Source organism: Pseudomonadota bacterium (genome assembly GCA_039024915.1).
Taxonomy (GTDB): domain Bacteria; phylum Pseudomonadota; class Alphaproteobacteria; order Rhizobiales; family MH13; genus MH13.
Genome location: JBCCPK010000004.1, coordinates 179,592 through 200,566 on the forward strand (window position 1 = coordinate 179,592; position 20,975 = coordinate 200,566).

The following is a 20,975-nucleotide window of genomic DNA, read 5'->3' on the forward strand; positions in this document are numbered from 1 at the left end:
TTTAGCTTCCGCCCGAGCTGCGTGTGGACAGAGCGTTCAGAGACCTAAGCGCTCCCTTCGTTGCGGTGCGCGCGCGGACGCGAGCGGTTTCCGCCAACAAGATCGTTCGATAGGAGACGCTTCCGCCGGGGGCGAGGTCGATGAGAAGGTCTGCAAGCTGCCATCGGTGCGGCCAAAGACGACCCGCAATTACGCTATCGGAACCTGCCAGGCTGTCGATCTTGAACGGTTGGCCGTTCTCAGCGGCGAGGCCCAAAAGGTCTGCGGTCGCTTCGTGCAGGTTAATTGTTCCCGGAGCAAAGGGCCGCATGGCCTCGTCGTAGGCGGTTTTCCAGGGCATCCAGACGGGGTCTTTTTGAGCGCTTGAACGGATCCAGACCGTCGATGCGATGGCCTTACCATTGCTCAAAGTTGTGTAGACGCGGGCAGCGCGGTCGACGCCTAGGTTCAGGATGGCGGTACGGAAAAAGCCGTCATGGCCGATGGTCTTGAGGGCTGTTCCACGCTCGCCCTTCCAGCCGGAGGCTTCCAGTTCGAAGAAGGTATCAAGTGCGCGGGCGAGGGTCGGCAAGGTTGTGGCGCAAAGCAGTTCTGTGCTGCCATGCGCATCAAGGCGGCGCTTTGCTTTGCGGATGCTGGCGTTGCTCTTTTTGGTTTGTACATCGCGAAGGGTGGTTGATTGAGGCGATGCGATGTCGAGGCCTGCTCGCTCAAACCGCTCGGTCACTGCGTGGTTGAGGCCGCGCGCGTCCAGAACAGCGATCAGATGCTGCCAGAATGCGCCGTCGGTGCGCAGCATAGGAAGCCGCAGGACTGGCGGCCCGTTATCGTGCTGCATGGCAGCGTCGAGCAGTCCGTTTATTGCGGCTCGAGGATCGTCTGCATCAACCAGCGGTGTTCCAATAACGCTGTAAGGATGTTGCCAAACGCTCAAGGGTTTTGGCGTCGGCAGGGGGCCATATCGTCCCTCGGCGCGATGCACCGGCATCACGCCGATACTGAGCTGTGACTGAGGGTCGATGGCCGAACAATTGCCGGTATCGCGCGGGGCGAGATACGCAAAAGCGGGTTCAAGCACGGCCGGTTGAAAGAAGACGTTTGGCTCGACCGACTGGCCACTGAGCACGCGATAGCCGTGTGGACCCCGGGTTTGATCGGTTGGGGCACGCGGTTGCCGCGTAGACTGAACGCTGGTTGCGGCCGTGCTCATTCAGCGGGTCCGGGAGCTGCTTTCGGATCGGCGGGTGATGAGGGCTGCGGTTTGACATCGTCGGGACGGTTAAGCCGGCCGACAACGCCGATAAAACTGACTATGCCAAGATGGCGCCTCACCATGATCATCAGCAAGACACCTTCGCACAGCATGGCAGTCGCCGTGGCGATGGCTGCGCCGACCAGGCCGGTTGTCGGAATAAGGACCAAATTCAGACAAAGGTTGATACTGAACACCACGCCGTAGACCCATGCCGCCGTCTTTTGTGCGTTGGCCATCGTGAGCATGGCCTCCGCCGGCCCAAAGGCGGATCGGACTGTGACACCTGCCATGAGAATGGCGAGAAAAATCATGCCATCTTCGAAGCCATCGCCGAAAATGCCGAGGATAAACCGTCCTGCAAACAGGAGCATCACAGTCAGGCAAACGGTTGGCCAGAACATCCAGTTGATCGCGTCAGCAACGGTTCGCCGCAGCGCGGGGCCGTCGTTTGCAGCATGGTATTGCGCGATTTTGTGCATCGTTGCGACGCGGATGGCGAAGGATACGAAGTGCACAAGGGCAAGCGTTTTGGCCGCGGCGTAGTAGACCGCGACCTGATCGGGGGGGATAAACCAGCCGGCGACCAGGACATCGGTGTTGATCATCAGAAGGATGAAGCCTTCGACGAGAATCATTGGTGCGGCGGCGGCAATCCACGGGCTGATGGACCCCTCCATTGGGCCCTTGCCGATCTTCGCAATCAAGCGCCGTCGCATTGCGAGAAATTGGCCAATGGTGATCGCCCATACACCGATAACCGTCGCAATCATTGCGGTTGTCGCGGAGGCAGGTACCCCAACAGCGGTTATCGCAACGAAGAGTATCAAGATCAGTAGGGGACGGATCAGGAAAGGGGGAACGGTGACCAGATCCGTCCAGTCGTACGCCTGGGCGACACCGTCGGTGTTATCGACCCATGTCAGCATGGGCAGACAGAATGCAGCCAGGACAAGCGGCATTACAAACGCCTGACTGACGAGATCAGGGAACGCAAAAATAACCGCCACACCTGCTGCGGCGATAAGTGTTGAGAGACCAACGTTGAACCAGGCCCCCTTGACGATGACGCCGCGCAATTCGGCGATGCGGCCCTCGTCACGCAGTTGAGGTATGAAACGCAGCAGGCCGGTCGGAAAGCCGACGCCTGCGAAAACGGAAATGACGACGACCCATACCCAGATGATGGCGTAGACGCCGTACTCGTAAGCGCCGAGCATGCGGGCGAGAACGACCTGCCCCCCATAGGCAACCACCGCTGCGAGAACGCGCACGGCGAATGCGAACAGCGCTGACCGAGCCGCCACAGACCGGGGGCCGTCGTCGGCGAGAGCCAGATCAATTTTCTCTGCAAACGGGGCCACTTTGGCGCCGATCCCAGGCAGCTTGCCTGCCAGGTTTTGGAAATGTCCCACGCGAGTTTGTCCCTTCCGTCGGGAGCAGCGCTACCATTGGCGTCTTAAAGGCGCGTTCGCGTGAATGGTTGCCCAAGCGTAAAGGTTGTTCTTAACCGTATTTCAACGCTGAGAGGATTATGTCGCTAGCTAAATAATTGTCCAATTTTCCGTTCAGGTGCTGACATGAAATCGATGACCATCCGCCAGCGTATTCTGCTGTGCTGCGCTATCCCTCTCGTCGCAATGGTCGCGTTTGCCGGCTTCATGCTGAAGACAGCATGGAACGATTCGCGCAGCTCGGCGTTTGTCTCCGAAGTGCTGGTCAAAGCGAGCCTATTGTCTGATGTGGTTCACGGGCTGCAGGCCGAACGCGGACAGTCTGCCGGCTTTCTTTCATCGGACGGACAGTCATTTGCCTCGTCCTTGCCACAGCAGCGCGCTGCCGCAGACCGGGCCTATGCTGCTGTCGATGCTATGCTTGCCGACCTGAGCGGGTCGCTGCAGCAGGTTTTCGCAAGCTTCAGAGATGAAATACAGCGCGACCGTGAGCGTATCGTCGAGATGCGCACCCAGGTCGATAGTCAAGCGGCGCAGGTTGGCCAAATGGCCGGCGTCTACACCGAGGTTATTCATCATCTGATCATCGCCATAGAAGGCATTGAAGACTTTGCCAACAGTGGGCTCATGGCCGAGCGAATTGAGGCTTATGTCGCTCTTATTCATGCCAAGGAAGCCGCTGGCCTTGAGAGAGCGATGGGCGCTGCCGGCTTCGGTTCGGGTACGTTTACAGAGCCGGTCTACGCCCGAATGCTGACGCTGCAGGGGACTCAAGAAACTGACATCGCCATCTTCCAGCGTCTTGCGCCGGATAGCTCCGTTGCAAATTTCCAATCGATTGTCGGTGAGCGTATCGTACAGCCTTTGGATGCCGCGCGCGCCGTTGCGCGCAGCGCGCCATTTGGCGGGGATGTTTCCAGCGTGACGGCAGCCCGCTGGTGGGATATCTCCACAGCGCGTATCAATGCGATCAAGCAAGTCGAAGACGGTTTGATAGCCGATATCAAGAGCTTGGCTGCTGATATGCGAGCGGTCGCCATGCGGGTCTTCGTAATCGAAGCTGTGATTGTTGTGCTGGTATTGGTGGGTACCTTAGCTTTTGTCTTGAAGGTGGCCGGGCAAATCACCTCTGGAATAGGCCGGGTCTCGAATGCGATGTCCAAACTGTCGAACCAGGACTATGATTTCGATCTACCCGACAGTGATCGCGGCGACGAAATCGGCATCATGTCGCGTTCGGTCGAGGAGTTCCGCCAAGGAGCTCTGGAGCGTACCCGCATGCGTGAGGAGGTTGAGCAGCAACAAACCACGCGCCTCGAGCGGCAAGCGAAGGTCGACACTCTCATTGCCTCGTTCAGGACCGAGGCCGCAGCTTTGCTTGATGCGGTCGGCCAGAATTCCGATCAGCTGGCGGCGGCTGTCGATGCCCTCAATGGTGTCTCGGCTGCCTCCCGCGAGCAGGTTACCGGTACCTCCACGGCATCGGAGGAAGCGTCTGCAAACGTTCAGACCGTGGCGGCAGCTACGGAAGAGCTGTCATCATCGATTGAAGAAATCTCGCGGCAAGTCGTGCAGGCGAACGAGATTGTGAACCAGGCTACCGTCTCGGCAAACACGTCGAGCGATCAGGTTGTGCAGCTTGCGCAAGCCGCCCAGCAGATCGGTGATGTGGTGTCGCTCATTCAGGACATTGCCGAACAGACGAATTTGCTTGCCCTTAATGCGACCATCGAAGCGGCACGTGCCGGTGAGATGGGCAAGGGCTTCGCGGTGGTCGCATCAGAAGTGAAGTCGCTGGCCAACCAGACTGCAAAGGCCACCGAGGAGATCGCCACGCAGATTGCAGGCATTCAGGGATCGACCAGCCAGTCGGCTGACGCCATCAAAGGCATCGCCGAGACCATGCGGGACGTTCAGACCTACACCAATGCAATCGCCGCCGCGGTGGAAGAGCAGGGCTCTGCGACAGCGGAGATATCTCGCAACATCGCAGAAGCCGCGTCGGGGACTGGTCAAGTCGCCGAAGCCATGGTCACCATGAGCCAAGCTGTCGATGAAACATCGCAGTCGGCCGGTCAGGTCGATATGGCATCAGGTGAGGTTGCCGAGCGATCGGCGCGGTTGCGCCAGATCGTCGATCAGTTCCTCGATGAGGTCGCCGCCGCGTAAAGGGCTTGGCTATAAATCAAGCCGAGAAGCCACCGGTTTCCATGTACGCGATCTCTTCGGGCGTCGATTGGCGCCCGAGGATCGCGTTGCGGTGGGGGAAACGGCCAAATCGACGGATCGCATCCATGTGCAGCAAGGCATAGTAGTAGGCGTCCTGATTACCCAGTTGGCGGTAGATATCGCAGCACAGATCCTGCTGGCTCATATCCTCTGAATGCATATAGGGCAGATAGAAAAAGGCCCTGTCCATCCCGCGGTAGGCTTTGTCATAATTCTTCGCCCGGCTTGCATCGGCGAGGATGCAGGCGGCGTCATCGCTTGAAAACGCGTCGGCGGTTCCCCGGAACAGGTTACGCGGCAGCTGATCAAGGCAGAGAATTAGTGCCAGCGCTGTGTGAGGAGCGTCCTCCCACGCTTTGAGTTCGCCGGCGCGGGCTTGGGTCACCAGGTGACCAAAACGGTCTTTCAGCATGGCATCGGTCTCGTCAGACTGGCTGAACCAACCCGCTTCACCGATGTCCCACCAGGTTGCGAGCAAGTCCAATGCTTCGTCTTCACGCTCAATGCCCATTGGCCACTCCTTTTGGTGCGTTGTTTTGGGGGCCGGTTATGTTTTGGCTGGTGCCCAACAGCCGGCTTATGCGAGATGCTTACATGGACCGTGGTGACCTACAAATCGGGATGATCAGCAAGACGGTCGATTGTGTGGGGCAGAAGTGCCCGCTGCCGGTTCTGCGCGCGCGAAAGGCTCTGGGTCTCCAGCCAAAAGGTGCGCTTGTTGAAGTCCTCAGCAACGATCCGGTTGCCCTATTGGATATCCCGCATATGGCGCGCGAATGCGGCCATGAGCTGGTCGATCAATCGGTCGACGGCGAAGTGGCGCGCTTTGTGATCCGACGCGGTTGAGGCTCACGCGCCGCGCAAGCAGGCCGCAAAAAGGTTTTGAACTTTATCGGTCTGATCGGAGCGCGTGATGACGACGATGCGGCTCGTTGTGTCCGGGAGTTTGGCGGCAACGGCCTCGCTCACCGGTCGGGCGGGGTGCTGAAGCGGCCCGGCAGCGTGAACCGCCCAAGGCTCGGCGGGGTCGTCGGGATGGCTCTCGCTTGCAAAGTAGGCGATGCCTTTGACCCTGAGCAACTGCCCGGGCAGGTTCATGCCCAAAAGCTCCATGAACATCTGTACGGTTCTGCTTTGAAGCGGCGCTTCGGATGTCACGACAGTACTGAAGGCGTGATGGTGGTGGTGGTGACCGTGACCGTGATCATGATTATGATGATGGTCGTCGCTGTGGCCGCTAGGCGCATGGGCGGTTACATCATGGTGATGCGCGGTCTGGTGCGCCGCGTGCCGCCTTGGCTGGATGCCCTCCGCTTGGGCCAGCAAGTCGCTGAGCCACGCGGTATCGTTCGCCAGTTCTGATGTGAGCCTCTGCCGCGCTGCTGGGTTGCGCGCGTGCACGGCGGCGGCCAGTTTCGCGTACTGCACCTCGTCGACAAGATCCCTCTTGGATATCGCCAGAACATCGGCAACCGCGATCTGCGCCGTCGCTTCAGGGGTGCCGTCCAGACTTTCGGGATCCTGCGCTGCGTCAACAACTGTTACGATACCGCCCACCAGATAACGCAGCGATAGATAGGGATGTGTCGCAAACGCACCAAGGATGGGGGTTGGGTCGGCCAGCCCGGTTGTCTCGATGATGAGTTGGCGGAACGGCTCGATACGCCCATTGTCGCGTGCGCGCAAAAGGTCCTCAAGGGTTTGCACCAGCGGCCCCTGAAGGGTGCAGCATAAGCAGCCCGAGTTGAGCTCTTTGATGAGAAGACCTTCGCCGTGACCTGCGCTTTGAGCTTCCAGAAACAAACCATCGAGGCCGACGTCACCAAACTCGTTGACGATCACCATAGAGCCCGCCAGGGCCTCGGCATGCATCAAGGTATTGAGGAACGTGGTCTTTCCGGCACCGAGAAAGCCGGAAAGCACCACGACCGGCATGCGATCGGGGCGTTTCAACTCGGTGCTGATGGGAGCGGTTGTCGATGCGGGCAGGTTATTGATCGAACTCGATGCTAGTAGGGGCGCGGTATCGGCGCGGGCACGGCTCGCGGAATGGCGCGCCCGATATTTGTCCCTGTGGTCTGCGGCGTTGCCGAAGCCGCGACCGGTGGCTGGAGAATGACCACGGGTCCTTGGGCGCTTGGCGCGACCTGTCCCGGCGCGGCCTGCACAGCTGCGGGCGGTTGTGCTGCAGCGAGGCCGACAGCCGGACGAGCAACGGGGCTCGGTACAACCCAGCGGCCACGTCTTGCGACCCCAGGACCAGTTGCGCCGCCAAGAGCAAGCGCAATGGGGCGAGGCTCCCGGATCACCGGGCCGAGCAGGACGTCGAGGACATTGATTTCTTCTTCCGGTTGACCCTCGGCTGCATCAGTTACTTGTCCAGGCAGGACGACCGCGCTGGCATCGCTCGATGCGAACGCATTCCCAGATGCGCTTTGCGGTGCGTAGGCCGGTGAAGCCGTTCCATAGGCCGAAGCCAGTTCTTCAAACGTTGGCCGTACGCGGGGCCGCTGACATACGATCGGGCGCATCCGCGTTGCATCGGTTCGGACCTGTCCGCTTGGCCGCAGATCAGCCAACGCGCGGCCCGACGAGCCGAAAAGCCCCCCAGCTCGGCGGAAGCCTTCATCGAGATTGTTGGCCGTCACGACGGCACGCTCGAGCCCCGAGCGCGCGCCAAGCGTGACGGTAATCAGGGTGCGGCCACCACGCCGCGCGCCTGCAACCAGGTTGAAACCGGAGTCGCAGATGTAGCCGGTCTTGAAGCCAAACGCTCCGCGATAGCGCTGCAGCAGAATGTTGGAGTTCACCCAGTTTGCGCGGCCCAAGGTCACCGCCGGCATCGAATAGAAGTCTTTGCGGTTGGGGAAGTCGCGCAACAAGGCGAGCGTCAATACAGCCAGATCGTAGGCCGTTGTAACCTGTCCGCGGCTCGGAAGCCCGTGAGGGTTGGTGAAGGTTGTGCGCCGCATTCCCAACGTTTGGGCATAGCGGTTCATTTCCGCGATGAACGCTGGCTCGGACCCCGCGACGCTTTCGGCGAGCGCGACCGCGATATCGTTCGCGCTCTTGACCATCAGCACCCGTAGTGCGGTTTCGACGGTCAGCGTTTGACCAACCGCTAGGCCAGCCTTTGAGGGCGGTTGGTTCGCAGCATTCTGCGAGATGCGAACCGGTGACTGCATTGTCACCCGCCCTTCTTGCACGGCGCGGAAAACCACATAAGCGGTCATCATCTTCGTCGTGGAGGCAGGGTACCACGCATCAAAGGGGCGGTTGGAAGACAGGACGTTGCCCGAATTCACGTCAACTGTGATGGAAGGCCCCGTGTATGGGCCCAGGCCCGAAACTTGGGCGAGCGAGCTGCTTGCTCCAGCAATAACTGTGCAGGCTGCGAGCACGAACAACGCTAGCGCGCGCAGTGAGGCTATGGGGCGAAGGGGCAAAAGACAGGCGAGGCGAGCGGATGGCACGGCGGACTGTATCTCGTTGTATGGCGATTGAAGTGCGCGGTCGATTTGATTGACGCGCCAGTATTCATAACCCGTTTGGCCAGACGATGGCAAAGGCTGGATTATTTTAATGGTCAACCATGCGAGCGGGCTCTGTTCGCGAGGCATGCTTACGGGGTTGTCCTTAGGTTGATCGACGTATTAACACTGGGGCAAGCGAACCGACCGCGATCAAGCAAGAATTGTCGGACAAGGTGCGCAGCAAGCGCACGGGAGAATTTAAGGGAGAGCATGATGATCACATCCAAACCAAGCCGCCGTTCCGTTCTGGGCGCCGGGGCCTTGGCAGCTGCACTGACCGTGAGCGGCTTTGCTGTTTCGACGGCCAGTAGCCAGGACGCGCAGGACTATCTTTTGGCGACCGCGTCGACCGGCGGCACCTATTACCCGGTCGGCGTGGCGCTCTCGACGCTGATCAAGGTCAAGCTGCAGCCGTCCATGGGCATCAATGTGTCGGCGATCAACTCGGCGGGTTCTGGGGAAAACGTTGCGTTGCTGCGCGATGATGAAGCGCAGTTCGCAATCGTTCAGGGCCTATTCGGCGCCTATGCTGCAACCGGTACCGGTCCGCTGGCCGAAGCGGGTGTGCAGGAGAACCTGCGCTCGATCACAATGCTGTGGCCGAACGTTGAGCACTTCATCATTCGCTCGGAGAATGTCGACACTGGCACCGTTAGTGACGTTGAGGCGCTCGCAGGCGAGCCAATGTCGATGGGCCGGCAAAACTCCGGCACCATCGGCTCGAACCGGACGGTTCTGTCGGGGCTTGGCATGGACATGGAAGACATGTTCGAGCTGGTCTTTATGGGCTACGGCCCGTCAGCCGATGCGTTGCAGAACGGTCAGGTTGTCGGCATGTCGACCCCGGCCGGTGCGCCCGTTGGTGCCGTTTCCCGTGCGTTTGCTGCGATGGGCGACGACATCACCCTGCTCGAGTTCACCGATGAACAGATGGCGGCGGCTAACGGTGATTTCGATGAGCTGTGGACCCGCTACGTCATTCCTGCCGGGACGTATCCAGGTGTCGATGAAGACGTGAACACGATCGCGCAGCCTAACTTCCTGATGGTGCGCGAGGATGTGCCCGAGGAGACGATCTACCAGATCACCAAGACGATCTATGAGAATCTCGGTTTCCTTCAGGGCATCCACCCTGCGACGAACGCCATGAGCCTCGATGCGGCGATTGCCGGTTTGCCTTTGCCGCTGCATCCCGGAGCCATCCGCTACTATGAAGAGGCGGGCCTCACCATTCCGGACCGCCTGAAACCGGGGATGTGATCGCTTCGATCAGGCAGACAATCCGCCCCGCGCCGGCCACACCGGCGCGGGGTTTTTTTGACAAGCATGCCATGATGATGGCGCGTTGAAGGCGGAGCCAATGGCGGACGTGCAATCGAGCAAAGCAGCTCCTGAAGACGAGGATTACGTCGAGGATACGATGCGGCCGCTCGACAGCGGTCTGTTGGCATGGATTTTCTCGGGGCTCGCGCTCGCGGTTTCGATCTTTCACCTGTATGCGAACTTCCAAGGCACTCTGTCGACCTTCTGGTTGACGGGTATCCATTTCGCCGGCTTCGCCATGTTGGCCAGCCTGCGTTATCCGATGATCCGGACGCGGTCCCCTAAGGCAAAGCAACTCGTGCTTGCGATCGATATCGCGTTTGGCGTGATCGTATCGGTCTCAACGCTTTTGCTCATCGCATCCGAAAACGCGATATACGCGCGTGGCGTAACGCTTGCCCCGCAGGAATGGGTTTGGGCCATCATCGTGATCATCGGTGCGGTTGAACTGACCCGCCGCGCCACCGGCCTCATCATCCCCATCCTGATCTTGCTGGCCCTCAGCTACCCGGCCTTTTGGGGCCAGTATCTCGACAATGTGTTCCGCTTCGGTGGGCTCTCGGTCGAGACCATCGTGTTCCGTACCATCTTCACCGATGAGGGCATGTTTGGGACGATCGCCAACATTTCGGCGACGTTCGTGTTCCTATTCATCCTGTTCGGTGCATTTCTGGTCCGTTCAGGCGCCGGCGAGTTCATCATCGATCTGGCGCGCGCGGTTGCCGGCAAGCTGATCGGCGGACCGGGCTATGTCGCCGTTTTTTCGTCGGGCCTGACCGGAACGATTTCCGGCTCGGCAGTCGCCAACACCGTATCGACCGGCGTGATCACGATACCCTTGATGAGGCGGTCGGGTTTCCCGCCAAAGTTTGCTGCCGGTGTCGAAGCGGCGTCGTCCACCGGTGGCCAGTTGATGCCGCCGATCATGGGCGCGGGTGCTTTCGTGATGGCGAGTTACACCCAGATTCCCTACCTCGACATCGTAGCCGTCAGTTTCCTACCGGCGATCGTTTACTTCCTGTCGGTCGGCTTCTTCGTGCGCATTGAAGCCAAGAAGCTGAACATGCAGATCGCCGACGAGGATGCCCCTTCGGCGTGGGACGTCCTTAAGCGTGGCGGTCCCGCCTTTCTGATCCCGGTCGCGACGCTGATCGGTCTACTCATCTACGGCTTTACGCCGGTTTATGCCGCCATCTGGGCGATTGCGTCGGTCATCGTCTCAAGCTGGCTGACGCCCAACAAAATGGGGCCGAAGGCGATCCTCGAAGCGCTCATTCTTGGCGCCAAAAACATGATCATGACCGGCGTCCTGCTGGTGGCCGTGGGAGCAATGGTCAACGTCATCGCCATGACGGGGATCGGCAACACCTTTTCCCTGATGATCGCCGACTGGGCGGGCGGAAACCTCTTGATCGCCATCGCGCTGATCGCGTTGGCGTCACTCGTATTGGGGATGGGTTTGCCGGTGACGGCAGCCTATATCGTGCTCGCGACGCTGTCCGCGCCCGCGTTACACGCGTTGATCCAGAATGCGCATCTCACCCAAGCGCTGATCGATGGGACGATCCCCGAAATCGCGCGCATGAGCTTCATGCTGGCCGATCCGAACCTACCCGCGCTGCTGGCGGAACCGATGGCGCCCGAAGCGGCGCGGGCGGTTGTGCAGGATATGCCGCAGGAACTGTTGAACGTGGTGTACCCGCAGGTGCACGACCCGGCGTTGATCACCACCGCGCTTCTGTCGGCGCATATGATCATCTTCTGGCTGTCGCAGGATTCGAATGTCACGCCGCCCGTCTGTCTGACCGCTTTTGCGGCGGCGGCCATTGCCAAAACCAAGCCAATGGCGACCGGCGTTATGAGCTGGAAGCTCGCCAAGGGGCTTTACTTGATGCCGGTCCTGTTCGCGTACACGAATTTTCTGGGCGGCGATTTCCTTGAGAGCATCTTCATCTTCATGGCTGCCACGCTCGGCGTCTATGCGCTCGGCGCGGCTATCGAAGGGCATATGGAGTATCCGCTCAACTGGCCTCTGCGTATACTCACCGCCGTTTCAGGCGTCGCGCTGATGTGGCCGAACACGCCTCTCTTAGAGACAGCAGGGGCGTTGGTCGTGCTGGGCATCTTGGCGTGGAGTATCAAGAAGGATCGGGAGCGGCAGGGGGCGTGAGTTCGCGCCTTAATTTCTGCCATGTCTTCGCTGAATTATCTCTTCGAGGGTTGGCTCTGGATAGTCAGAGCGCTCAGCTTCTTCTGGATAGAGAGAGCGCTCAGATCCTAAAGAGAAGAACACGTTGTTCGCTGCTCGGTCTAATTCTTCACGCGTGAGAAGCGCTGCACCTCCATCTTGATTTTTGTTTCGAGCGTAATCAAAAAGACTGGTCGCAAGTGCATAGAGTAAGATAGCATCATAACAGTATTGATTTATAAGGTACTCGTTTAATTCTCTATCAAATGACTCTAGACGAGAATTTTGTATCTGATAATGTGATATAATCTGATAAGTTATTTCTGCCTCGGAGTTGTCAATGTACTCAAGTGCTAACTTGAGGGTAGTCATTTCATCTTGCGGACTATCAGGTAGATCGACCTGATCATGCAATAAATAATCCACACTATCCGTTGCATACCGACAAATGGCGCTGAGCGCGTCCGGCATTTGCGCTCTCGCGGCAAGCTTCTTCCTTAGCAACAAGCTTTTATGGCGCTCTCGTTCATCGGCGCGCTGGCCGTTCATGACCCTAATTGTCGAAAGCGCTGCAGCTAGCGCAATCATGGCAGCAATAAGTGTTTGCCACTCGTGGACATTCTTCCAGAAGTCTGACCAACCATACCGAACTAGCAAGGCCCAAAGGCCAGTGGAGCCACCAAAAAGGCCTCCAATAATCAACACCTCGGCCCATACTGGAAGTTCGTTTTTCTTCATGGGTTCAAGTTGCCGATTCGCCTGTTGTTGTCGAGAATTAGCAGGAAACTTTGGACTTACTCAATTTTCCTCGTATCTGCGCAACTCCATCTGCACAGCATCTGACAAACCCCCATACTGCTCGGCATTCGTATCCCCGAACGCTTCGTCCCGGTCGCTTGCGACGTCGTCATAAGCAATCGGCGCGGCGAACTGGCTTTCGGTGAAGTCGATGCGCTCGCCATTGATGCGGTTGTAGAAGTGCCAATCCTCAGGAATCCGGGTCTTGAGAATCTCGCCGCCACCTAAGGCGTCGCGCTGATGTGGCCGAACACGCCTCTCTTAGAGACAGCAGGGGCGTTGGTCGTGCTGGGCATCTTGGCGTGGAGTATCAAGAAGGATCGGGAGCGGCAGGGCGCGTGATGCCTGCTTAAGTCGTCTTCGTGAGGACGGTGTTGGTAATCCGGATAAGCGGGTGAATTTTGGTAGCGTTGGGATGGCCTGCGGGACGTATCCCGCAAGCCAAATGCATATTCAGCGTGCGCCGATCCGGACTTGCTCGCCGTCGAACGTTGTCAGGCTCAGCACAAAGTCATCCGTAGGATAGCACAGAGCCTGTTCTTCAAGCATGCCAATGGCGATTTCCTCGCCCATGCGCAGGCTGTCGTAATAGTCACTGTAATAGTGCACACCGGCCATGTTGCGCCCGATGGATATGTTCGCGGCAAGCTTGTTCAACTCGCCTTCAAGCGTCAGCGGGCACCCTTCGCCGATCTTCTTCATGGAAAGCTTGTTCCCATATTTGTCCGGCTCGTAATAGACGGCATGCGAGACCTTGGGGAAGAATCCGACCTTGCCGTCTGAATTGATGCCAAGCACAGTACCAGTATCGAAGAAGGCCTTTACGATCGTCGTGCAAGCGCCAGCGACGGTCGCATGTCCCGCACCATAAGTCGGGTGCATGGGCGAGCCTTCCTCGAAGGCCATAGGTAACAGGAAGTTGCCATTTGGCAGGTTCTTGTCCGGCCCGTTGAGCTTGCTGATATGTTCAAGCGTGGGAGCGAGGTCCCTGCACATACCGTTCAGGCAACCGCATAGACCGGGGAATGCCTCTTCGAGCTCTTGGGCCCGCGCGATCCGGCCCGCCAAGCTCTCCGGCCTCAAGCGAAGGTGGTTGTTGAACTTCTGGTAGCGCACCGCTTTCAAGGCTCGGGTGGCGACTTCGGTCACCAGCGTCAGAATGTGTGGTCCGCCCCAAAGCGCAAAACCACCTGCGTTCTGCGTCACGCCATCGGAGTTGCCGGGAGTGTACATGGGCCGCCCGCCAGAGAGTTTGGCAAAACTCTGATCGAACGGCGTTCCCATACCCAAGAGAATGAGCGTTGCATTCAGATAGGCCTGGTAAAGCGCATCGACATGCACGTAAGTCGCAAGGTCGCGCGGCGTGCAGATGAACCGGGTGTCGCAGCTCAGGTTCTGGCCAATGCCGCCATTGCGGACCTCGTAGCCGTCCTGCACGTCAAGCCAGCTGTTCCAGGTCGTCATGTAGTCATCGCCCTCAGCGGCAACGCGCACGCGTTGGTCGATGACCTGCGGACCGTATGAAATGTAGCCGTCCTCAACGTCGTGGCAGTCATTGCCGTTGCCGATCCAGAGGAACTGCGAGACGTAAGGGCCCTTCTCGACGCCCGGCGAAGAGCCGCGGAATGCCGTTTGGCGGTCGAGTTGCCCCGCATCGTTGACGGTCCTCGGGCGCCCTTTAAAGCCCTCGGTGCTGACATTGTGCATGTACGCCATGGCGTTCATTCGGTCGATGGAGGCGTCCAGTTCTGCGTCTTTCAGGCCGCCGCCAGTGTCGAAGCTTGTCAGCGGTACATCGCGCAGCAGGGCCAGTTCGTAGACTTCGGCCATTTCGAACGTCAGCTCATCGCTGCATAGTTCAGGCGCCGGGTCCATCGTAACGGCCTGCGCATCCGGACCTTCGAGATCGAAAACGACACCAGCGGTGGGTGCTTCCCACTTCCGGCGCATGTGCTCAGTTGGAACGAAGACACGCGATGTAAACGGCTCGGCGAAGCCCTCATCAATGCAGGTCCTGAACGCTTTGAAGTGACTTGGGTCCTTGACGACGCCGAGGCCTTCATCATGCTTCAGCCCTTTGGTGAAGCTCATGAGGTAATTGGCGTAGCCGTATCGTTCCTCGTCGGCGTTCGCTTTGTGAACGGGATGGGGCCTATGGCGCGCCATTTCGGCGGCCTCGACCCTAACGCGGTAGGCGGATTGTGCTCTATCAAGTTTCATGGTTTTGCCCTCGAAAGTGTTGGTTTGGATAGTTCTACAGACGGGCAAATGCTGAGGGTTTGAGTTTCAGTAATATGTGATTAAAATCACGCTATACTTTTTATTTATCCAACTATATAATACATAAAGAAATACAATACTGTATTTTACGTTCACATCATATCCGATGTGCCCGTTGCGATACTTTTGCAATTGCACCCTGATGCCTCGTGGCGTGCACCGCTGGCTGCTTTGTTCTTTCACTGCGGTTCCACCACCAAACGGCGAGCTAGCATCGCCCGTCTAAGGAACGTGACAGGGCTTGCGTGCCTGGGTTTGTGGGTCGGGGTCAGCTAAACAGGTCATCGCCGGGGTTGGTCGGCTGGATGAGCGGATCGGCCAGCGTGTAGGGATCGTAGTCGCTGGGCAGCTCGGTTTCATTCTTCGTCTTGTCGGGATCGTGAAGCTTGAACGGGTCCGACAGGCCATTGGCGGTGTCGAGTGGGTCGCCGCTTTGGTCGTCTTCGCTCTCGCCAAAGGTCCGCATCAACGGGTTTGAACCATTCATCAACTCCCATAGCGCGTCCTCAACCTGTTGGCTGGTCATCTCCGGCTGGTCGTCCTCATAGGGGTTGTCGACCTTGGCCTTCTTCACGTCGAGCGGCCCGATGAGGACAATGTCCTTCAGAAGCCCCTGGTCGCGGTCCTCCTTGCCGACTGAGTAGATGTAGAACGTCTTCGTGACTTTGGTGCTGTCCTGTGGGTCGGTGATGTCGATCTGCTCATAATCATACGGTTTGCCGCTTGCCTTGGCATCTCTTGCCTTCTGGGTCTCGATGAAGGTCGTTTTGGTATCGCTGTTTGTTTTCACGAACGTGCCATCGGGATAGGTGGTGCTGGTCTCCTTGCCGTCCTTGCTGACGGTGACGGTGCGCCCGTCGGGGTAGACGGTTGTTTTCGATCCATCGTCGTTGACTGTGGTCACAGGCTTCGGCGGGTTCTTGTTGCTGTTTGAAGTGCTGTTGCCGCCGCCGGTCGACACCATGGATCCATCAACGCCGGAAAGATCGGGCGCCGCATCGGGGTCTGCAGCACCGGGCAGGCGGCCGTTGATGACGTCATCGGGCGTCGAGCCTTGAGGCGTACCCAGACCTTTAAGCCCGGTCCCGAGATCGGGCATCTGACCACCGTCACCAAAGCTGCCAAACAGCTCCTGCATAAGCTCATCACCGGCAAGCCCCGCATTTTTGTCTGGCTGGTCAGGGGTCGTGGAGCCTTGCGGCACAGGCGTCAGAAGTCCCTGATCAATATCGGCTTCTGGGCGGTCGAAGTAAAAGTGGTCTTTGTCGAAACGGACGATCACGGCTGGCTCCTCACTTCATTTGGTGGGAGCGGGACAAACACCAAGAAAGGCCACAACCGATGTGGCCGATGTCACAGTCTGTTCATTGTTTAGCCGAAGAAGTATGGGCCGCCTGTCCGCTTACGTTCACGGTCAGCGGATCGCTTGGTACGCCCTAGGTCGTCCCAACCAGCGCAGCTTTAGCGTTAGGATCGGATGTATCTTCTCACCGCCTCAGACAGAACGCTGTATTGCGAGGCATTGGTATCTGCGAACGCCTCGTCCCTATTGCTCAGCTCATCGTCATAGTGGATTGCGGCCGGGAACTGGCTTTCCGTGAAATCATAGCGCTCGCCATCGATCCGGTTGTAAAAATGCCAGCCGTCGGGAATGCGCGTTTTGAGAATAGTGCCACCAAAATGGTCGTTTGCGACAAGCGCAGTCACTCCGCACTGCCCTAGCGCCGGATTGTCAGCGCTCCAGCGTGAGCTTGTATTGATGCTCCAGCCGTCCGACAGCGCATCACGAAACGTTGCGAGGTCGGTTGGACGAGGGCGGCGAACGGACATCAGGCTCATTTCCGCGAGAAAATCATCTTTTGTTGGGCCAGCTTGTCTTTTGGTCCGACCCAGGCATAGGCCATCAAGGCCGGCTCCTTGTGGGAAACCGTTATGCGGTGGCGCTGCCCGGGCGGGTTAAAGATCAGTGAGCCAGGGGCGTAAACGCCTTGATGGTTTTCCGATACAGCGCCTGAAAGGCAAATGTAGCTTTCCGTTATGCCGTCATGGGCATGGGCGGGATAGGTGCAGTTGGGTGCAAACAAAACAAGCCCGAGGATCACCTCTTCCGAGAGGACTGGCCCCGCTGGGCCGCACAGTTCAGCGTAAGCGTATCGGTCCTTGAGGCCGCGCGGGACCTTCTCATAGCCGTACTGCCAGTCGATTCCGCCGACGATCGCCTCAACCGATCGCAGCAAGTTGACATGTCGCTCACCCATTCCTTCATCAATCGCACGCCGCAAGTGTCCCACGACCGGCTTGGTGATGCCGCGGCCTGGTTTGAGCGTGGCGTTCGCCCCCATGACACGACTGATCGCCTCGCGGACCGCGCGTTGGTGGGCGCGGATCTGGTTGCTGCCGCCCGACGAAAGGTAACGGTATATCTCGTAGAACTCCCGCAGGAGGTAAATCCAGTTTGGATCGTCGCTCAGGCGCCAGCTCGACTCAGGTTGAGGCTGGGCGACCGCATCTGGGTAATCGGGTGTCTCGAGCATGACATGGCACTCCGGCATCATCGGTCTCCGGAGATAGGCCGCAGGCACCTATCGGACCAGAGCTAAATTCGGCAAGCGTTCTGAATTTCTTCCAAAAGTTGCTAATCACTTCTCAGCGGCTTCTGACCGGTCAGCAGCGCACGATTGTCCTGATACAAGGTGACAACGCGCTCGATCACCTGGCGTATATGGGCGAGGTGTCGATCATCGGCATGCATCACCAGGTGCTGCTCTTCGCGTAACTCGTCAATGATCGGACCCGCGCGCGAAAGCCCAGGATCGCTGTCGCCAATGAAGCAGGGCATGACACCGATGCCTGCTCCTGCCCGCACCAATTGGTAGATTGTTGCCACCGAGTTGGCGACCACACGGATCGGGTGTCCTTGTTCGTGGACCCACCTTGCCGCGGCATAGCGCGCCATCGCTGGGTCCATGGCGACCCATTCAAGGAGCTCGGGTTGCCCGGCACTCCAGCTCCGGTAGGGAGCAAAGCGGATATCGGACAGTTTTCGGCTTGCCAGATTTCCCGCCTGTGCAGATCGACTACGAATACCCAGTTCAACCTCCCTATGGCCGATATCGAGAACTTGTTCGGTCGTCACAAAACTGAGCTTGAAGGGGTCCTCCGGCTGGTTCAACCGCGCAAAGCGGTCGGCGAGGAACAGTGCTGTTCCCGTTCCAGCCGACAACCGCACCGCCGGCTTGTCCGCGCCCGCCAAAAGATGCTGCAGCAGCGGTTGAGCGGCTGTATGCATCGCACGAACCTTGGCAAACACCGTTTCGCCCTCGCGGGTGAGTGAGTAGCCGGTTTGCGTGCGTTCAAATAACGTTCGCCCGCACGCCTGTTCAAGTGCCACCATTCGCCGGCCAACGGTCGCCGGGCTGAGGCCGAGACGCCTTGCTGCCCCTGATAGCCCGCCAGTCTCGGCGACTTGGAAAAACAGTCGCAGATCATCCCAGTTCACATTTTTCATATTTGAAAAACTTGGTTAGGTTCCGTCCGTAGATTTGCGTCAAATAGCCTTTTACCTTTTCGTTTTCAAACGAAAGAGGTGAGATCATGATGCCGATCATTCCCCCGCTGAAACCTGAGACACTCGATGAAGAGGCGTTCTACGAACTTGGTCAGACCGTGCCGCGCGTGCCTAAATTCCTGATGCAAATGTGGCGACTGTTGACCGAGCGGTCGCCGTCTGTCGGGCGCATGGCGGAGCGTCATGACTACCAATCTGGCAGGCCGTGCGTGCCGCATTGATGTTACCACGAGGCGGGGTATGGTGGCGTGGAGTTTGCCATTGGAGATCCCTATGCCTGTCAACAACCGTATTGCCGACCGCTTGGGGTCCATTGCAGGTTGGCGACGGGAGCTGCACCAAAACCCCGAAATCATGTACGACTTGCCGCAGACCATGGCCTACGTCGCAGACAAGTTGCGCCAGTTTGGATGTGATGAAGTCGTTGAGGGGTTGGGGCAGACGGGCGTGGTCGGCGTTATCGGCGGGCAAAAGGGAAACGGACCGACGCTTGGTTTGCGTTCGGATATGGATGCGCTGCCCATCCTGGAGGAAACCGGTCTCCCTCATGCTTCCCAGACCGATGGGAAGATGCACGCTTGTGGGCATGACGGACACATGGCCATGTTGCTGGGCGCTGCCGAACATCTGTGTGAGACACGGGGCTTTGCCGGCACGGTTGTCGTTATCTTTCAGCCCGCTGAGGAAGGCGGGGCAGGGGCTAAGGCGATGATGGATGATGGTCTGTTTGAGCGCTTTGGGATCGAAGAGGTGTATGGCATGCACAACATGCCTGGCATCCCGGTGGGCAACTTTGCTGTTCGCGCCGGCCCGCTCATGGCGGCTACGGATATCTTTTCCCTGACCGTCACGGGCAAGGGTGGACATGCCGCGCGCCCGCATACGGGGATCGATCCGATCGTTGCATGCGCGCAAATCGTGACAGGTTTGCAAACCATCGCTTCGCGTAACGCCGACCCGCTGGAAAGCATCGTGGTCTCCGTAACAACGATCCACGCCGGGAAGGCTGATAATGTCATTGCCGAGCGCGCAACGATGACCGGTACAGTGCGCACACTTATTCCTGAAATGCGCGATCTGGCCGAGCGCCGCATTGGTGAGATTGCTAGTGGGATCGCCGAAGCCATGGGCGCGCGCGCCGAGCTGTCCTACGAGCGTAATTACCCGGTTGTCGTGAACCATGAGGCCGAGACCGATTTTGTTGCGTCTGTCGCGGAGCGCGTGGTGGGCAAACACAAGGTCAATCGTGATACGCCGCCCATGATGGGGGGCGAAGACTTCGCCTTTATGTTGGAAGAGCTGCCGGGTGCATTCATTTTCACCGGTAATGGCGAAGACAGTGCGAACCTGCATTCGGCGTTTTATGATTTCAATGACAACGTCATACCCGTCGGTGCGAGCTACTGGGTTGAACTTGTTGAAAGTCGCCTTGCAGGCTGAAAAGCGGTTTGGCTCGCAGGAGCCTTGCAGGCGGTGTTTCGTCCAAGAAGTACCGTTGGCGAAAGGGCGATGATGACGTGCTGGTGTATCATCGCTAGACAGCGGCGATGGACCTGCTGATCCCTTATCTGCCTGAAGGCCTTCCTATCGTTTCCGCTGGCATCCTTGTCGTCGCGGCCTTTTTCACCTCTGCGATGACGGCGGCGTTCGGGATCGGTGGTGGGGTGGCCCTTTTGGCACTGATGGCCAATATCGTGCCAGTGGCGGTCCTCATTCCGGTCCATGGCGTCATTCAGCTTGGTTCCAACGCTGGGCGAGCGCTGGTGTTGCGTCAGCACATTGTGTGGCCGCTGCTCGCTTATTTCGCGATCGGTGCCCTTGTTGGCGCACTTATTGGCGGCCAACTGGTGGTCGCGTTGCCCGATAATCTTTTGAGGGTTTGCGTTGGGCTATTTGTCCTGCTCTCAATTTGGGGGCCAAAGCCCAAGGCGGCTTCTGGGGGGCCGTTTGCTCTCACGATTGCTGGCGGCTTTGCTACGTTCCTGACAATGTTTGTCGGGGCGACAGGTCCATTTGTGGCGGCCGTCCTTGCGCCACGCCTCGACGATCGGCGTCTATACACCGGGACGCACGCCGCCGCGATGGTCATGCAGCACGGGCTGAAAGTGGTTGTATTTGGTTACCTCGGGTTCGCGTTCGGCGCATGGGTACCGCTTATGGTTGCGATGATTGCAGCTGGTTTTCTCGGCACGCTGGCTGGAACACGGCTCCTACACGCCTTGCCTGAAACTCTCTTCCGGACTGTGTTCAAGTGGGTGCTGACAGCGCTTGCGATACAGTTGATTGCTTCAGCTGGCTGGAACTGGTTGCGTTAAGCGCAATTACGTGCGGGGACCGCCTTGCGGCGACC

The 20,975-nt window shown here is 58.6% G+C and carries 18 protein-coding genes; 7 read left to right on the top strand and 11 right to left on the bottom strand.

The annotated features are described in order from the left end of the window. Window position 1: 1 nt before the first annotated feature. Both AAF739_09300 and AAF739_09305 read right to left on the bottom strand, forming a co-directional pair. A complete protein-coding gene (locus AAF739_09300) occupies window positions 2-1,210 on the bottom strand; it encodes a GNAT family N-acetyltransferase (protein MEM6382857.1) in 1,209 nt (402 codons plus the stop codon). After that, window positions 1,207-2,667: a lipopolysaccharide biosynthesis protein gene (locus tag AAF739_09305; protein ID MEM6382858.1), complete on the bottom strand. Its 1,461-nt coding sequence runs from the start codon at window positions 2,665-2,667 to the stop codon at window positions 1,207-1,209. The genes AAF739_09300 and AAF739_09305 overlap by 4 nt, the downstream gene beginning before the upstream one ends. A 165-nt stretch (window positions 2,668-2,832) precedes the next feature. Here AAF739_09305 and AAF739_09310 point away from each other — a divergent pair, with 165 nt between their 5' ends. After that, entirely contained in the window at window positions 2,833-4,875 is a 2,043-nt protein-coding gene (locus AAF739_09310; protein MEM6382859.1) for a nitrate- and nitrite sensing domain-containing protein, read from the top strand. A 16-nt stretch (window positions 4,876-4,891) separates the two neighbouring features. Here the strand turns inward: AAF739_09310 and AAF739_09315 are convergent, their stop codons facing one another. Further along, complete coding sequence (locus tag AAF739_09315) at window positions 4,892-5,446, bottom strand: DUF924 family protein (GenBank protein MEM6382860.1); 555 nt, start codon at window positions 5,444-5,446, stop codon at window positions 4,892-4,894. 83 nt (window positions 5,447-5,529) lie between these two features. Between AAF739_09315 and AAF739_09320 the strand changes: the two genes are divergently transcribed. Next, a complete protein-coding gene (locus tag AAF739_09320) occupies window positions 5,530-5,781 on the top strand; it encodes a sulfurtransferase TusA family protein (protein ID MEM6382861.1) in 252 nt (83 codons plus the stop codon). A 3-nt stretch (window positions 5,782-5,784) separates the two neighbouring features. Here the strand turns inward: AAF739_09320 and AAF739_09325 are convergent, their stop codons facing one another. Next, entirely contained in the window at window positions 5,785-6,888 is a 1,104-nt protein-coding gene (locus tag AAF739_09325) for a GTP-binding protein (protein MEM6382862.1), read from the bottom strand. 56 nt (window positions 6,889-6,944) lie between these two features. Then, a complete protein-coding gene (locus AAF739_09330) occupies window positions 6,945-8,555 on the bottom strand; it encodes a D-alanyl-D-alanine carboxypeptidase family protein (protein MEM6382863.1) in 1,611 nt (536 codons plus the stop codon). Window positions 8,556-8,678: 123 nt separating this feature from the next. On the opposite strand from AAF739_09330, the gene AAF739_09335 reads away from it, so the two are divergent. Together AAF739_09335 and AAF739_09340 are read left to right on the top strand one after the other, a co-directional pair. After that, entirely contained in the window at window positions 8,679-9,728 is a 1,050-nt protein-coding gene (locus tag AAF739_09335) for a TAXI family TRAP transporter solute-binding subunit (protein MEM6382864.1), read from the top strand. A gap of 100 nt (window positions 9,729-9,828) precedes the next feature. Beyond that, a complete protein-coding gene (locus AAF739_09340) occupies window positions 9,829-11,961 on the top strand; it encodes a TRAP transporter fused permease subunit (protein ID MEM6382865.1) in 2,133 nt (710 codons plus the stop codon). Between the two features lie 9 nt (window positions 11,962-11,970). Here the strand turns inward: AAF739_09340 and AAF739_09345 are convergent, their stop codons facing one another. From AAF739_09345 to AAF739_09370, 6 genes are all read right to left on the bottom strand, one after another. Further along, window positions 11,971-12,717, bottom strand: a complete 747-nt coding sequence (locus AAF739_09345; GenBank protein ID MEM6382866.1) for a hypothetical protein — start codon at window positions 12,715-12,717, stop codon at window positions 11,971-11,973. 513 nt (window positions 12,718-13,230) lie between these two features. Continuing rightward, on the bottom strand, window positions 13,231-14,997 hold the full coding sequence (locus tag AAF739_09350; GenBank protein MEM6382867.1) for a vanadium-dependent haloperoxidase: 1,767 nt from the start codon (window positions 14,995-14,997) through the stop codon (window positions 13,231-13,233). A 328-nt stretch (window positions 14,998-15,325) separates the two neighbouring features. Beyond that, the gene (locus tag AAF739_09355; protein ID MEM6382868.1) at window positions 15,326-16,339 is read right to left on the bottom strand and encodes a T-complex 10 C-terminal domain-containing protein; all 1,014 of its coding nucleotides are present in this window, start codon (window positions 16,337-16,339) and stop codon (window positions 15,326-15,328) included. A gap of 185 nt (window positions 16,340-16,524) precedes the next feature. Next, window positions 16,525-16,887: a hypothetical protein gene (locus AAF739_09360; protein MEM6382869.1), complete on the bottom strand. Its 363-nt coding sequence runs from the start codon at window positions 16,885-16,887 to the stop codon at window positions 16,525-16,527. 5 nt (window positions 16,888-16,892) lie between these two features. Next, on the bottom strand, window positions 16,893-17,591 hold the full coding sequence (locus AAF739_09365) for a dimethylsulfonioproprionate lyase family protein (protein ID MEM6382870.1): 699 nt from the start codon (window positions 17,589-17,591) through the stop codon (window positions 16,893-16,895). Between the two features lie 101 nt (window positions 17,592-17,692). Next, a complete protein-coding gene (locus AAF739_09370; protein MEM6382871.1) occupies window positions 17,693-18,565 on the bottom strand; it encodes a LysR family transcriptional regulator in 873 nt (290 codons plus the stop codon). A gap of 86 nt (window positions 18,566-18,651) precedes the next feature. On the opposite strand from AAF739_09370, the gene AAF739_09375 reads away from it, so the two are divergent. From AAF739_09375 to AAF739_09385, 3 genes are all read left to right on the top strand, one after another. Then, window positions 18,652-18,846 (top strand): hypothetical protein, encoded by a 195-nt coding sequence (locus AAF739_09375; GenBank protein MEM6382872.1) that lies wholly within the window; start codon window positions 18,652-18,654, stop codon window positions 18,844-18,846. 52 nt (window positions 18,847-18,898) lie between these two features. After that, window positions 18,899-20,065, top strand: a complete 1,167-nt coding sequence (locus tag AAF739_09380) for a M20 aminoacylase family protein (GenBank protein ID MEM6382873.1) — start codon at window positions 18,899-18,901, stop codon at window positions 20,063-20,065. 107 nt (window positions 20,066-20,172) lie between these two features. Then, window positions 20,173-20,940: a sulfite exporter TauE/SafE family protein gene (locus AAF739_09385; GenBank protein MEM6382874.1), complete on the top strand. Its 768-nt coding sequence runs from the start codon at window positions 20,173-20,175 to the stop codon at window positions 20,938-20,940. Window positions 20,941-20,975 lie beyond the last annotated feature (35 nt).